This is a genomic window from Amaricoccus solimangrovi (assembly GCF_006385685.1).
In the GTDB taxonomy this organism is placed as follows: Bacteria; Pseudomonadota; Alphaproteobacteria; order Rhodobacterales; family Rhodobacteraceae; genus Amaricoccus; species Amaricoccus solimangrovi.
This window is the reverse complement of sequence record NZ_VFRP01000008.1, coordinates 37,791-51,241: the sequence shown is the minus strand read 5'-3', so window position 1 is coordinate 51,241 and position 13,451 is coordinate 37,791. Positions and strand designations below refer to the sequence as shown.

The 13,451-nt window shown below is 70.0% G+C and carries 13 protein-coding genes and 3 pseudogenes; 15 read left to right on the top strand and 1 reads right to left on the bottom strand.

The window, feature by feature from the left end:
• Positions 1-77: 77 nt before the first annotated feature.
• The 13 genes and pseudogenes from FJM51_RS10020 to FJM51_RS09965 all read left to right on the top strand — a co-directional run.
• A pseudogene (locus tag FJM51_RS10020) lies at positions 78-416 on the top strand (ATP-binding cassette domain-containing protein); the annotation flags it as partial.
• A 4-nt stretch (positions 417-420) separates the two neighbouring features.
• Positions 421-1,083, top strand: a complete 663-nt coding sequence (locus FJM51_RS10015; protein ID WP_140454003.1) for an amino acid ABC transporter permease — start codon at positions 421-423, stop codon at positions 1,081-1,083.
• Between the two features lie 11 nt (positions 1,084-1,094).
• Positions 1,095-1,760: an amino acid ABC transporter permease gene (locus FJM51_RS10010; protein ID WP_140454002.1), complete on the top strand. Its 666-nt coding sequence runs from the start codon at positions 1,095-1,097 to the stop codon at positions 1,758-1,760.
• A 31-nt stretch (positions 1,761-1,791) separates the two neighbouring features.
• Entirely contained in the window at positions 1,792-2,655 is an 864-nt protein-coding gene (locus tag FJM51_RS10005) for a dihydrodipicolinate synthase family protein (protein WP_140454001.1), read from the top strand.
• A gap of 61 nt (positions 2,656-2,716) precedes the next feature.
• Entirely contained in the window at positions 2,717-3,949 is a 1,233-nt protein-coding gene (locus tag FJM51_RS10000) for an NAD(P)/FAD-dependent oxidoreductase (protein WP_140454000.1), read from the top strand.
• Between the two features lie 13 nt (positions 3,950-3,962).
• On the top strand, positions 3,963-4,286 hold the full coding sequence (locus FJM51_RS24705; RefSeq protein WP_140453999.1) for an SDR family oxidoreductase: 324 nt from the start codon (positions 3,963-3,965) through the stop codon (positions 4,284-4,286).
• A gap of 36 nt (positions 4,287-4,322) precedes the next feature.
• Positions 4,323-5,267 (top strand): DMT family transporter, encoded by a 945-nt coding sequence (locus FJM51_RS09990; RefSeq protein ID WP_140453998.1) that lies wholly within the window; start codon positions 4,323-4,325, stop codon positions 5,265-5,267.
• A gap of 21 nt (positions 5,268-5,288) precedes the next feature.
• Positions 5,289-6,752, top strand: coding sequence for an aldehyde dehydrogenase family protein (locus FJM51_RS09985; RefSeq protein WP_140453997.1), 1,464 nt, complete (start codon positions 5,289-5,291; stop codon positions 6,750-6,752).
• Positions 6,749-7,414 (top strand): annotated as a pseudogene (locus FJM51_RS24890) (proline racemase family protein); the annotation flags it as partial. The gene FJM51_RS09985 and the pseudogene FJM51_RS24890, both read left to right, overlap by 4 nt.
• 7 nt (positions 7,415-7,421) lie before the next feature.
• Positions 7,422-7,781, top strand: coding sequence for a proline racemase family protein (locus FJM51_RS24885; RefSeq protein WP_368733480.1), 360 nt, complete (start codon positions 7,422-7,424; stop codon positions 7,779-7,781).
• Positions 7,778-8,530, top strand: a pseudogene (locus FJM51_RS24880) (SDR family NAD(P)-dependent oxidoreductase). The gene FJM51_RS24885 and the pseudogene FJM51_RS24880 overlap by 4 nt, the downstream one beginning before the upstream one ends.
• Before the next feature lie 3 nt (positions 8,531-8,533).
• Positions 8,534-9,277: an SDR family NAD(P)-dependent oxidoreductase gene (locus tag FJM51_RS09970; protein ID WP_140453996.1), complete on the top strand. Its 744-nt coding sequence runs from the start codon at positions 8,534-8,536 to the stop codon at positions 9,275-9,277.
• Positions 9,277-10,848, top strand: a complete 1,572-nt coding sequence (locus FJM51_RS09965) for an Ldh family oxidoreductase (protein ID WP_140453995.1) — start codon at positions 9,277-9,279, stop codon at positions 10,846-10,848. The genes FJM51_RS09970 and FJM51_RS09965 overlap by 1 nt, the downstream gene beginning before the upstream one ends.
• Positions 10,849-10,851: 3 nt before the next feature.
• Here FJM51_RS09965 and FJM51_RS09960 read toward each other — a convergent pair whose 3' ends face one another.
• Complete coding sequence (locus tag FJM51_RS09960; protein ID WP_140453994.1) at positions 10,852-11,418, bottom strand: cupin domain-containing protein; 567 nt, start codon at positions 11,416-11,418, stop codon at positions 10,852-10,854.
• Between the two features lie 126 nt (positions 11,419-11,544).
• Between FJM51_RS09960 and aptA the strand changes: the two genes are divergently transcribed.
• Both aptA and FJM51_RS09950 read left to right on the top strand, forming a co-directional pair.
• Entirely contained in the window at positions 11,545-12,876 is a 1,332-nt protein-coding gene (gene aptA, locus FJM51_RS09955) for an omega-aminotransferase AptA (protein ID WP_140453993.1), read from the top strand.
• A gap of 21 nt (positions 12,877-12,897) precedes the next feature.
• Positions 12,898-13,377, top strand: a complete 480-nt coding sequence (locus tag FJM51_RS09950; protein WP_210240253.1) for an alanine racemase — start codon at positions 12,898-12,900, stop codon at positions 13,375-13,377.
• Positions 13,378-13,451 lie beyond the last annotated feature (74 nt).

Below are 13,451 nucleotides of genomic sequence, written 5' to 3'. Positions count from 1 at the left end.
GAAGGTCGCGACCGGCAACGTCGAGGAGCTGATCAGGAAGGCCGCTGACCAGGTCAACGCGACCCAAGGCCGACGCCTATCCGAGCCAGCTTTCCGGCGGCCAGAAGCAGCGCGTGGCGATCGCGCGCGCGCTGATGCCCGATCCGAAGCCGATGCTCTTCGACGAGGTGACCTCCGCGCTCGACCCCGAGCGGGTGGCCGAGGTCGAGGCGGTGATCATGGGCCTCGCCGAGCAGGGAATGCCGATGATGATGGTGACGCACGACATGTGGTTCGCCCGCGACGTCGCCTCCCGAGTGATCTTCTGCGCCGGCGGCGTGGTGGTCGAGGACGGCCCGCCCGAGCAGGTGCTGGGCGAGCCGAAGGAGGAGCGCACCCGCGAATTCATCAACCGCGTCTTCCACATCAAGGCGTGAGACGATGGATTACGCCCTCGACATCGGCGCGGTGACGCGCAACCTCGACAAGCTCTGGGAAGGGCTCTTCGTCACCCTCCAGCTCACGATCGCCGCGAACGTGATCGGCGTGATCGCGGGGTTCCTGCTCGCGCTCATCGTGCTGTCGCCCTACAAGGTCCTCAGTTGGCTGGCGACACTCTTCGTCGAGTTCTTCCGCTGCGCGCCGGCGATCGTGCAGATCGTCTGGTTCTTCTATTGCGTCCCGATGCTCTTCAACGTCTGGCTCGACCCGATCACGATGGGCGTCATGGCGCTGGGGCTGAACCTGACGGCCTTCAACGCCGAGGCCTACCGCGCCTCGATCCAGGCGGTGCCGAAGGAGCACCTCGACGCGGGCATCGCGCTCGGCCTCTCACCGGTCCAGCGCGTCCGCCACATCGTCCAGCCGCAGGCGCTGCGCGCCTCGGTTCCGGTGCTGCTGACCAACGGCATCGGCACGTTCCAGCAGAGCGCGCTGGTCGCGATCGTCGGCGTCGCCGACCTCATGTACCAGGGCAAGCTCGTCGCCACCGAGACCTATCGCCCGATCGAGACCTTCACGGTCGTGGCCCTCGTCTATCTCGCCATCTCGCTCCCCGTCGCCCAGATCGTCGGCTGGATCGAGCGGCGGCACGGCACCGCGTGAGGTAATCCGCCATGGCCCTCGATTTCTCCTTCCTCGACAAGTTCCAGACCGCCTTCGCGCTCGGCCTGTGGATGACGATCCGGATCACCGTGGTCTGCGTGATCCTCGGCACCGCGCTCGGCTTCCTGACCGGGCTCGCGCGGACCTCGCGGAGCCGGATCCTGCGCGGCGTCGCCACGGCCTATGTCGACGTCTTCCGCGGCACGCCGGTGCTGATCCAGCTGTTCTGGATCTTCTTCTGCCTGCCGCTGATCCTCGGCACGGAACCGCCGAACTTCGTCTCGGCCTGCATCGCGCTCACGCTCTACATGGGCGCGATCACCTCGGAATCCTTCCGCTCGTCGCTGCGCCAGGTCGGGCGCGAGCAGATGGACGCCTGCGTCGCGCTCGGCCTGCCGCCCCGCGCCCGGATCCTGAACGTGATCCTGCCCCAGGCGGTGCTCCGCGCGATCCCGCCGCTGCTCTCCAATGCGATCAGCCTCTTCAAGGAGAGCGCGCTCGTCTCGGCGGTCGGCGTCGCGGATCTGATGTTCGTCGGCCAGAACATCTCGAACAACACCGCCAAGCCGGTCGAGGTGCTGACCTTCGTCGCGCTCGTCTATTTCGTCATCGCCTTCCCGCTGACCCGGCTCGTGAGCCTGGTCGAGCGGAAGATGCTCCGGAAAATCGCCGCCTGACGGCGCCCTCTCCCCGAAAGGAACCAGAAAAATGAAGCTCACCGGCGTCATGCCCGCCCTCGTCACCCCGTTCGACGCGAAGGGCGAGATCGACTTCCCCGCCTTCGGGAAGCACCTGACCAACCTGCGCGCCGCCGGCGTCTCGGGCTGGGTGCCCTGCGGCTCCTCGGGCGAATACAACTTCATGTCGGACGCGGAGCGCGAGTCCGTGCTCCAGCTCGTGAAGGATTTCGCCACCGACGATGAGATCCTGATCGCCGGCACCAACGCGCCCCACACCAAAGGCGTGATCGCCAATACGAAGCGCGCGAAGGAGATCGGCTACGACACCGTCCTGCTCGCCACGCCTTACTACACCAAGCCGACCGACGAGGAGCTGCCCGGCCACTTCAGGGCCGTGCTCGACGCGGTCGACGTCAACCTCGTGCTCTACTCCTACCCGGGCAAGGACGGGATCGAGATCTCGACCGACGTGCTCGACGACCACCCGCGGGTCATCGGCATCAAGGAGAGCTCGGGCGTCCTGCAGCGCGCGGTGACGATCGCGACGCGCTACAAGGACCGGATCCAGCTCGTCTCCGGCTCGGACGACATGGCGCTCGACTTCATGCTCTGGGGCGCCGAGAGCTGGATCTGCGGGCCGGCGAACTGCATGGCGAAGGCCTGCGTCGATCTCGACGAGACCTGGAAGGCCGGCGACATCGCGGGGGCGAAGATGGCGACGCTCTACGAGGCGATGAACATCCTCGAATCGGGCAAGTTCGTGCAGAAGCTGAAGTTCGGCTGCGAGGTGCACGGCACGCCGGTCGGCGAATGCCGCGCGCCGCTCGGTTCGCTGACCGACGCGGAAAAGACCGCCTCCCGCAAGGCGATGGAGCCGATCCTGGCCTGGTAAGTCACAAGCGCTCTCGGCCGGGCGGACCCCCGCCCGGCCAGGTTCCTCGGGGGAAATCACCATGACCACGGTCGTCGTCGGAGCCGGCATCATCGGCGTCGCCATCGCCCATGACCTTCAGCGGCGCGGTCGGGACGTCGTCCTCGTCGACCGTGGTCCGGTCAGCATGGGCGCCTCCTACGGCAACATGGCCTCGATCGCGGTGACCGAGTTCATGCCGGCCTCGCGTCCCTCGGTCTGGCGCCAGATGCCGGGCTGGATGCTCGATCCGGAGGGGCCGGTTCGCGTGAAGCCATCCTACATGCCGAAGCTCCTGCCGTGGTTCGCCCGCTTCCTTGCCGCCTCGCGTCCGGCGAAGCTGCGCGAACTCGAGGCCCAGGGCGCGGCGCTCTGCGGCCGCGTCTACGAAGACCTCCTGCCACTGCTTGCCGAAACCCGTCTGGAAGGCGAACTGACCGAGGAAGGCTGTCTCTCGCTCTACACCGACGAGGCGGAGTTCGCGGCCGACCGCGACCATATCGAGATCCTCGAACGCTTCGGCTTCCCGCACGAGGTCATCGGCCGCCAGGCGATCCGCGCGCTGGAGCCGGAGCTTTCCGACAAGATCGGCATGGCCGTCGTCTTTCCCCAGAACCGCTCGCTCCGCGACCCGCACCGGCTGGTCGTGAAGCTCTCCGAACGCTTCCTCGCGCTCGGCGGCCGGATCGAGACCGGCGAGGTCGCCGGGTTCGAGCGGGGCGAGGGCGTCACGGGCGTCCGCCTGAGCGATGGCCGGGTGCTTCCCGCCGACGAGGTGGTGCTCGCCGCGGGCGCCTTCACCGGCCGGCTCACCGCGATGCTCGGCGAGCTGATCCCGCTCGAGACCGAGCGCGGCTCTCACACGCAGATCATGTCGCCCGGCATCTCCATGCGGCACTCGATCATCTGGCCGGCGAAGGCCTTCATGGTCACCCCGGCCGCCGGCGGCATCCGCGTCGGCGGCACGGTCGAGATGGCCGGGCTCGACGCCGCGCCCGACTATCGCCGCGCGAAGGAGACCGTGAAGCGGGCGAGGGAGGCGCTGCCGAACCTGCGCTGCGAGAAGTTCGCCGAGTGGATGGGCCATCGCCCGGCGCTCCCCGACACGGTGCCGATCCTGTCCGCCTCGGCGAAGACCAGGGGCGTCTACGTCGCCACCGGCCACGGTCATCTCGGCGTCACCTACGCGGCGACCACCGCGCGGCTGATGGGCGATCTCGTCACCGGGGCGACGCCGCCGATCGACATGCGGCCCTATCGCATCGACCGTTTCTGAAGGGAGATCCTCCATGACCGAGAAGGTTTGCCTCGTCACCGACGGCGGCCACGGCATCGGCGCCACCGTCGCCCGGATGGCCCGGCTCGTCACGCCGATCATGGAAGGGCAGGGCGGCGGCTCGATCGTCAACGTCACCACCTACGCGACCTTCAAACCTCGCGCCGGGCTTCACCGACAGCGCGACGTGGCGAAGCTCGGCGATCTGGCGGCGCTCGGGCGCATCGCCCGGATCGAGGAGCAGGCGAAGGCCGCCGCCTTCCTTCTCTCCGGCGAGTCGAGCTACATCACCGGCCAGACCCTCCGCGGCGACGGCGGCCTCACCCGGGCCATGTGACCCGTCCCGCGACACGCCGCATCCCGGAGCCCCGCCATGATGAACCACAACCTTCGCGCCGCCGCGCTCCTGACCCTCGGGATGCTGCTCTTCGCCGGGGAGGACGCGCTCATCAAGACGCTCACGCGCGAGCTTCCCTTCTCGCAGGTGCTGGGAATGATCGGGCTCGCCGGCGTCCTCGTGTTCGGCGGCCTGCTGCGCCTCGGGGGAGGGCGGTTCTGGACCCGCGACCTGCTCGCTCCCGCCGTCGTGCTGCGCAACTCGGGCGAGGCGGTCTCGGCGGTGGCGATCGTGCTGGCGCTCGGACTGGCCGATCTCTCGGTGACCGCGGCGATCACGCAGGCCGTCCCGCTCTTCATCACCTTCGGCGCCGCCCTCCTGCTCGGCGAGCGGGTCGGCTGGCGGCGCGCAACGGCGATCGGCCTCGGCTTCGTCGGCGTGCTGCTGATCGTGAAGCCGGGGCTCGCGGGCTTCGAGCCGGCGTCGCTCTGGGCGGTGGTCGCGGCGGCGGGCCTCGCCGCGCGCGACCTCGCGACCCGCCGCGTTCCGGCGCGGATGAGCTCGCCGCATCTCTCGGCCTCCGCCTTCGCGGCGATCCTGCTCGGGGCCGTGCTGATGGGGCTCGTCCTCGGCGAGACGCCGGTGCCCCCGACCGCCGCGCAGACGCTGCTCGCGCTCGGCTGCGTCACGCTCACCATCACCGGCTATACCCTGCTCGTCGCCGCGACGCGGATCGGGGAGGCCTCCGCCCTCGCGCCCGTGCGCTACGCGCGCCTCGTCTTCGCGCTGATCCTCGCGCGGATCGTCTTCGGCGAGCGGCTGGATCCGCTGACCCTCGCGGGCGCCGCGATCATCGTCGGCTCGGGCTGCTACACGCTCTGGCGCGAGGCGCGCCTCTCCCGCCGGGCCTCGGCTCTGGTCCCCGCCGGAACCGCTCCCGTTCAACCCGCCTCCGGCGCCTCCGGCTCCCGGGCGGCGTGATCCCAGGTCATGCGAGGAACCATGCGAACCGACCTTTTCATCGACGGCGGCTGGGTCGCCACGGCGAACACCTTCCCCGTCACCAACCCGGCGACCGAGGAAATCGTCCACCACATCCCCGCCGGCTCGGCCGCCGACGCCGACGCGGCGGTGCGCCCCGCGCGCGCGGCCTTCGACACCGGCCCCTGGCCGCGGATGAGCGGCGCCGAGCGGGCCGTCTACCTTCGCGCGATGGCCCGGGGCATCCGCGACCGGCTGCCCGAGCTCGCCCGGCTCGAGGTGATCGACAACGGCAAGCCGCTGCCCGAAGCCGAATGGGATCTCACGGACGCCGCCGGCTGCTTCGACTTCTACGCCGATCTGGCCGAGGAACTCGACGGCGAGGTCGAGGAGATCGCGCTCCCCGACGCGCGCTTCACCGCGAAGGCGGTGCGCGAGCCGCTCGGCGTCGCGGTCGGGATCGTGCCCTGGAACTATCCGCTGCTGATGGCCCTCTGGAAGGTCGCCCCGGCGCTCGCCGCCGGCTGCGCCATGGTGCTGAAGCCCTCGGAATGGACCTCGCTGACCGCGCTCGAACTCGGCGCGATCGCCGAGGCGGCGGGCTTGCCGAGGGGTGTGCTCAACGTCGTCTCCGGCCTTGGCGCCGAGGTCGGGCAGGCGCTGGTCGAGCACCCGATGGTCGACAAGATCGCCTTCACCGGCTCGGTCCCGACCGGATCGCGCCTGATGGCGGCGGCGGCGCGGGACGTGAAGAAGGTGAGCCTCGAACTCGGCGGCAAGTCGCCCTTCGTCGTCTTCGCCGACAGCGACGTCGAGAAGGCCGTCGAATGGATCATGTTCGGCATCTTCTGGAACCAGGGGCAGGTCTGCTCGGCCACCTCGCGCGTGCTGGTCGAGGCGTCGCTCTATCCGAGGCTCCTCGACCGGCTGGTCGAGGAGGCGGGCCGGATCACCATCGGCGACGGGCTCGCCGAGGGCACGCTGCTCGGACCGCTGGTGAGCCGGGGGCAGTTCGAGAAGGTGCTGGGGTTCATCGACCGCGCCCGCGAGGCCCGCGTCACGGTCGCCTGCGGCGGCCGCGCCGAGGGGTTCGACAAGGGCTATTACGTCGCCCCCACGATCCTCGCCGACACGCCGCTCGACTCCGAGGCCTGGACCGAGGAGATCTTCGGCCCGGTGGTCTGCGTCCGGCCGTTCGAGACCGAGGAGGAGGCGATCCGGCTCGCCAACGAGTTGCGCTTCGGCCTCGCCGCGGCGGTGATGAGCACCGACGACGACCGCGCCGAGCGCGTCGCCAAGGCGTTCCGCGCCGGGATCGTCTGGATCAACTGCTCGCAGCCGACGTTCACCGAGGCGCCCTGGGGCGGCTATAAGCAGTCGGGCGTCGGCCGCGAACTCGGCCGCTGGGGCCTCGCCAACTACCTCGAAACCAAGCCGATCACGCGGTTCGTCTCCGACGAGCCCTGGGGGTGGTACCTGAAATGACCTTCGGGAAAACACTCGAAATCCTGCTCGTCCACTGCCAGGGCGAGAGCGGCAACGTGCTCGTCTCCGGCGCCCCGGAGATCCCCGGGGCGACGATCCTCGACAAGATGAACCATCTCAACGACGTCGACCCGAGCCTGCGCCTGTTCCTGACGCGCGAGCCCCGCGCGCAGGTGGTGCACACGACGAACCTGCTGCTGCCGCCGACGCGGCCCGACGCGGACGCGGGCTTCATCGTGCTCCAGCCCGACCGGGCGCATCCGATGTCGGGCTCCAACTGCGTCTGCGTCGTCACCGCGCTGCTCGAATCCGGCCGCGTCCCGATGGTCGAGCCCGAGACGCTGGTGCGCCTCGACACCGCTGTCGGGCTCATCACGGCGCGCGCGCGATGCGAGAACGGCCGCTGCGTCGCGGTCAGCCTCGACAACGTTCCGGCCTTCGTCCAGCAACTCGACGCGCCGGTCGTCACGCCGCGTTGGGGCACGATCAAGGCCGACATCGCGTTCGGCGGCGTGTTCTACGCCCAGATCGACGTCGACAAGGTCGGCCTGCGCATCACGCCCGAGGCGGCGCGCGCGCTGGCCGAGGCGGGCATGGAGATCAAGTCGCTGCTGGCCGAGCAGATGTCGGTCGTCCATCCCGAGATCCCGAGCCTCGACGAGATCGCCTATGCGGATGTTCCGCGACTATCAGCAGGACGGGTCGATCGTCACCTGCACCACGCTGAAGCCGGGGAGGGTGGACCGCTCGCCCTGCGGCACCGGCTCCTCCGCGAACCTCGCGATCCTGCATGCGCGGGGCCACCTCAAGGTCGGCGACAGGCGGATCTCGCGCTCGATCATCGGCGGCGAGTTCACCGCCGAGATGATCGGCGAGACCACGGTGGGGGGCCGTCCGGCGGTGCTCCCGCGCATCACCGGCCGGGGATACGTCTTCGGCCGGCAGGAACTGCGGCTCGATCCGGGCGACCCCTTCGCCACCGGCTTCGCGCTCTCGGACACCTGGGGTCCGCAGGTGGCCGAGCTATGACCCTCGGCGGCAAGACCATCCTCGTCACCGGCCCGACCGGTGCGATCGGCCGCGCGATCTGCGTCGCGCTCGCGGCCGAGGGCGCGAGCGTCGGCATCCACCATGGGCGCAATCGTGCGAGCGCCGAGGCGATCCTCGCCGAGGTCGGCGGCCGGGGCTTCGTCCTCTCCGCCGACCTCTCCGACCCGGCCGGCGCCACGGCGCTCTGGCGGGCGGCGTAGGTCGAGGCCGGCACGCTCCACAGCCTCGTCAACAACGCGGGCATCCGCTCGGAGGTCGCGGTCGACGCTCCCCTCGACGACTGGCAGGCGACCTGGGAGCGGGAGTTCCGTGTGAACTTCCTCGCCGCCGTCGACCTCACCCGCGCCGCGATGCTGCATTTCCGCGCGCATGGCGGCGGCCGGATCGTCAACATGGCAAGCCGGGCGGGCCAGCGCGGCTATGCCTCGAACGCCATGGCCTATGGCGCGTCGAAGGCGGCGCTCATCAATCTCACCAAATCCGTCGCGCTCAGCCACGGGCACGAGAACATCACCGCGGTCGCGCTCGCGCCCGGCTGGGTCCGCACGGAAATGGCCGAGGCCTTCGTTGCCCAGCACGGCGAGGCGGCGGCGCTCGCGGGCATCTCGATCGGCGCGATGGCCGCGCCGGAGGAGATCGGCGAGATCGTCGCCTTCGCCTTCCGCCCCTCGCAATCCTCGCTCAATGGCGCCGTTCTCGACGTCAACGGCGGCAGCTACCTGAGGTAGATCATGCGCTTTCAGAACAAGACCGTCCTCGTCACCGGCGCGGCCGGCGGCATCGGCTCCGCCATCGCGCGCCGTTTCGCCTGCGAGGGCGCGCGGGTTGTCATCACCGATGTGGACACCGAGGGCGCCGCCGCCACCGCGGCCGGGATCGGCGCGGGCGCCCGCGCCTTCGCGTCCGACATCTCGACCCCGGACGGCTGCAAGGTTGTGATCGAGAACGTCATGGCGACCGAGGGCCGCATGGACGTCCTCTGCAACAACGCCGGCATCAACCGCCGCGGTCCCTTGCTGTCGCTCTCGGAAGAGGACTGGCGCCTGAGCTTCGCAATCAACGTCGACGCGCTCTTCCACCTCTGCCAGGCGGCGCTGCCGCACATGATCGCGGCGGGCGGCGGGGCCATCGTCAACACCTGCTCGCAGTGGGGCCTCCACCCGGCGCCGAACCACATCGCCTACAACGTCACCAAGGCGGCGGTGGCGAGCTTCACCCAGAACCTCGCCCGCGATTACGCGCCCGAGAAGATCCGGGTGAACGCCGTGTGCCCGGGCGAAATTCATACGCCGATGCTGGAGGCGGGCGTGATCCGCTCCGGCCGCGCCATCGCCGACCTCGACAGGCTCGTGCCCTTCGGCCGGATCGGCAGGCCGGAGGAGGTCGCGGCGCTCGTCGCCTTCCTCGCTTCCGACGAGGCCGCCTTCATCTGCGGCTCGCTCGTCGAGATCACCGGCGCGCAGGCGGTCGCCTGATGCGCTGGCGCCGGGTGCTCAACGTCGTCGACTGCCATGCGGAAGGCGAGATCGGCAGGGTCATCACCGGCGGCGTCGGTCAGGTTCCCGGCGCCACCATGTTCGACAAGAAGCTCCATCTCGAGGCGGGGATGGACGACATCCGCGAGTTCATCCTGTTCGAGCCGCGCGGCGCGGTCTGGCACAACGCCAACATCGTCCTGCCCTCGAACCATCCCGCGGCCCGGATGGGCTACGTGATCCTCGAGACCACCGAGTATCCGGCGATGTCGGGCTCCAACACCATGTGCGTGGCGACGGTGCTGCTGGAGACCGGCATCCTGCCGATGATCGAGCCGGTGACGGAACTGACGCTCGAAAGCCCCGCGGGCTTGATCCGGCTCCGCTGCGCATGCGAGGGCGGCAAGGTGACGAGCGTGCGCCTCGTGAACCAGCCGGCGTTCTGCTACCACCTCGACGCGCCGGTCGAGGTCGAGGGCCTCGGCACCATCCCGGTCAGCGTCGCCGATGGCGGCATGACCGAGGCGATGGTCGACGCGGCCGCGCGCGGCTTCGCCATCGAGCCGTCGGAGGCGCGTGACCTCTGTGTGCTGGGCCAGAGGATCAAGGCCGCGGCGGCGGCGCAGCTCGCGGTCGCGCATCCGGAGAATCCGGCGATGCCCGGCCTCACCAACACCGAATTCATGGGTCCAGTCCGCCGCAAGCGCGACGGCGGCCTCAGCCATGGCGTCTCCCGCGTCCCGGGCTATCGCGCGTCGCTGGGGAGTGGCGCGATCGACGCGGCCGCGGAGCCCGAGTTCGACCGCGTCGCCGCCGGGGCGCCGCGGATCGATGCGCGCGGCGGCTTCGCTCAGCCGGCGCTCGCCCGTGCGACGACGACGATCCACGAAATGCTGGCCGAGGCGGGCACGGCGACGGTGATGATGCGAAACTCGCACCACTTCAGCGCGCTCTGGCCCGACCTCGAACCCTTCGCCGAAGCGGGACTCGTGGCCCTGACCATGGTGGCGGGCGGGCCGACGGTGACGATGCGCGGCGCGACGCGCAACGTGTTCGGCACCAACCCGATCGCCTTCGGGTGTCCCGTCGCAGGCGCGCGCCCTCTGGCGATGGATCTCGCCACCTCGACGACCTCGAACGGCGATCTCCGTATCGTCCGCGACGAGGACCGCGAGGTGCCGATCGGGACCGGCCTCGGTCGGGGCGGCCGCGATATCGATGATCCGGACGAGATCCTGGCCCATGGCGACGCCTTGCCCTTCGGCGGCCACAAGGGCGCCGCGCTGTCGCTGATGGTCGAGGTGCTGGCCTCGAGCCTGACCGGTGGCGGCTTCTCGCACGAGAGCGGTTTCGAGAACGGCAACCAGTCGCCGCGAACCGGCCAGTTTCTCATCGTGATCGATCCGTCCCGAGGCCAGGATGGCTTTGCCGCGCGCGTCGCCGGTTTCATCGACGTCCTGCGCGCCCACGGCATCGGCCGCCTGCCCTCCGACCGCCGCTATCGGCACCGCGACGCGGCGGAGAAGCGGGGGATCCCGGTGACCGACACCATTCGCGCGCTCTTCGTCTGATCGTCAGAAACTGGGCGGGGTACAGGCGCTGACGACCTCGCAGGGCTCGCTTCCGACGCAGCGGAAGCGGTGCGGGCGGCGGCTCTCGAAGCAGTAGGCGTCGCCGGGGCCGAGCACGCGGCGCTCGTCCTCGACCGTCACCTCGAGCCGGCCGGAGATCACCACGCCGCCTTCCTCGCCCTCGTGGCTGAGCGGCACCTTGCCGGTATCGGCGCCCGGCTGGTAGCATTCCCTCAGGATCTGCAGGGACCGGCCGAACATCGTCTCGCCGACCTGCCGGTAGGAGACCGGACCCTTGCCGATCTCCACGAGTTCCTCGGCGGCGTAGAACGCCTTGCGCGGCCGCTCCGGCTCGAAGGCGAAGAATTCCGCGAGCCCGACCGGGATGCCGTCGAGGATGCGCTTCAGCGCGCCGACGGAGGGATTGGTGCCGTTCGACTCGATGAGCGAGATCGTCGAATTGGTGACCCCGGCGCGCTTGGCGAGCTCGCGCTGCGAGAGGCCGTGGAGCATCCGCAGATGCCGCAGCCGGCCGCCGAGATCGACCTGAGTCGGGGAGCGTGTTTCCATTGTTCGATATCCAGCAATGTATCTGCATGGATCATATCAAATCAGTGGCTTGCCTCCAATCAGAAACAGACTTGTTCGGATCTTCTCCACATGGCCTATACCCGTCATCACTCAGGGAGACCCGCCATGCCGCTCGACCGCCCGAACACGCCGAAGCTCGACAGCTACTGGATGCCCTTCACCGCCAACCGGCAGTTCAAGGCGGCGCCGCGGCTGCTCGTGGCGGCGGAGGGGATGCACTACACCTCCGCCGACGGGCATAAGGTGCTCGACGGCACCGCCGGGCTCTGGTGCTGCAACGCGGGCCACGGGCGGCGGCGGATCACCGAGGCGGTGAGCCGGCAGCTTTCGACGCTCGACTACGCGCCCTCGTTCAACATGGGCCACCCGATCGCCTTCGACTTCGCCGAGCGGCTCGCCGCGATCGCGCCCGGGCCGGAAGGGGCGAAGCTCGACCGGATCTTCTACACCGGCTCGGGGTCGGAATCGGTCGATACCGCCCTGAAGATCGCCATCGCCTATCAGCGCGCGATCGGGCAGGGGACGCGCACCCGCGTGATCGGCCGCGAGCGCGGCTATCACGGCGTCGGCTTCGGCGGCATCTCGGTCGGCGGGCTCGTCAACAACCGCCGGGTCTTTCCGCAGATCCCGGCCGACCACCTGCGCCACACGCACGACCTCGCGCGGAACGCCTTCGCGAAGGGCCAGCCGGAGCATGGCGCGGAACTCGCGGACGATCTCCAGCGCATGGTCGACCTGCACGGCGCCGAGACCATCGCCGCCGTGATCGTCGAGCCGGTGGCGGGTTCGACCGGCGTGCTGGTGCCGCCGAAGGGCTATCTCGAGCGGCTGCGCGAGATCGCGACGAAGCATGGCATCCTGCTGATCTTCGACGAGGTCATCACCGGCTTCGGCCGCCTCGGCGCGCCCTTCGCCACCGACTTCCTCGGCGTGACGCCCGACATCGTGACGACGGCCAAGGGGCTCACCAACGGCGTGATCCCGATGGGCGCGGTATTCACCTCGCGCGCCGTCCACGACGCGCTGATGACCGGGCCGGAGAACGCGATCGAGCTCTTCCACGGCTATACCTATTCCGGCCACCCGGTCGCCTGCGCCGCCGGCCTCGCCGCGCTCGACATCTACGAGGGCGACGGGCTGCTGACCCGCGCGGCCGAGCTTCAGGCGAAGTGGGACGACGCGATCCATTCGCTGAGGTCCGCGAAGCACGTCATCGACATCCGCACCATCGGCCTGATCGCGGGCATCGAGCTCGGCTCGCGCGAGGGCGCGGCCGGGACGCGCGCCTACGACGTCTTCACCGACTGTCTCGCGAAGGGCCTGCTGATCCGCGTCACCGGCGACATCATCGCGCTCTCGCCCCCGCTGATCGTCGCGGAAAGCCAGATCGACGAGATCGTCGCCACCCTCGGCGACGCGCTCGCCCGCGCGGCCTGATCCGGGCGGCGGGGCGAGACGATGACCGGCACCGATCCGCGCCACGCCGGCGCGCTGCTCGAGATCGACCTCGGCGCGATCCGCGCCAACTACCGCGACCTCCGCGCGCGGACGCGGGGCGCCTGCGCGGCGGTCGTGAAGGCGGACGCCTACGGGCTCGGGGCGGCGGTCGTCGCCTCCGCCCTCCACGCCGAGGGCGCGCGGCGGTTCTTCGTCGCCCACCTCGACGAAGCGCTCGCGCTGCGCCCGGCGCTTCCGATCGGAACGGAGATCCTCGTCCTGAACGGTCTGCCGCCGGGAGCCGAAGCCGACTGCGCCGCGGCCGAGATCATCCCCGTGCTGAACAGCCTCGGGCAGGTCGACGCCTGGACGGCTCTGGCGTCGCGCAGGGGCAGGCCGCTGCCCGCGGCGATCCAGGTCGATACCGGCATGTCGCGGATGGGCTGCCGGAGGACGAGCTCGCCATCCTCGCCGCCGATCCGACACGGCTGGCGGGCCTGATACCAACCCTCGGAGAGCATGACTCACCAAGGGCTTCCCGGATCGCGTCTGGCATGATTCATCCTGGAAAACAG

Coding starts and splice junctions, on each gene's coding strand:
- aptA (WP_140453993.1), top strand. CDS start 11,545: ATGCCGCTCGACCGCCCGAACACGCCGAAGCTCGACAGCTACTGGATG.
- FJM51_RS10005 (WP_140454001.1), top strand. CDS start 1,792: ATGAAGCTCACCGGCGTCATGCCCGCCCTCGTCACCCCGTTCGACGCG.
- FJM51_RS24705 (WP_140453999.1), top strand. CDS start 3,963: ATGACCGAGAAGGTTTGCCTCGTCACCGACGGCGGCCACGGCATCGGC.
- FJM51_RS10010 (WP_140454002.1), top strand. CDS start 1,095: ATGGCCCTCGATTTCTCCTTCCTCGACAAGTTCCAGACCGCCTTCGCG.
- FJM51_RS09950 (WP_210240253.1), top strand. CDS start 12,898: ATGACCGGCACCGATCCGCGCCACGCCGGCGCGCTGCTCGAGATCGAC.
- FJM51_RS10000 (WP_140454000.1), top strand. CDS start 2,717: ATGACCACGGTCGTCGTCGGAGCCGGCATCATCGGCGTCGCCATCGCC.
- FJM51_RS24885 (WP_368733480.1), top strand. CDS start 7,422: ATGCGGATGTTCCGCGACTATCAGCAGGACGGGTCGATCGTCACCTGC.
- FJM51_RS09960 (WP_140453994.1), bottom strand. CDS start 11,418: ATGGAAACACGCTCCCCGACTCAGGTCGATCTCGGCGGCCGGCTGCGG.
- FJM51_RS09970 (WP_140453996.1), top strand. CDS start 8,534: ATGCGCTTTCAGAACAAGACCGTCCTCGTCACCGGCGCGGCCGGCGGC.
- FJM51_RS09990 (WP_140453998.1), top strand. CDS start 4,323: ATGATGAACCACAACCTTCGCGCCGCCGCGCTCCTGACCCTCGGGATG.
- FJM51_RS09985 (WP_140453997.1), top strand. CDS start 5,289: ATGCGAACCGACCTTTTCATCGACGGCGGCTGGGTCGCCACGGCGAAC.
- FJM51_RS09965 (WP_140453995.1), top strand. CDS start 9,277: ATGCGCTGGCGCCGGGTGCTCAACGTCGTCGACTGCCATGCGGAAGGC.
- FJM51_RS10015 (WP_140454003.1), top strand. CDS start 421: ATGGATTACGCCCTCGACATCGGCGCGGTGACGCGCAACCTCGACAAG.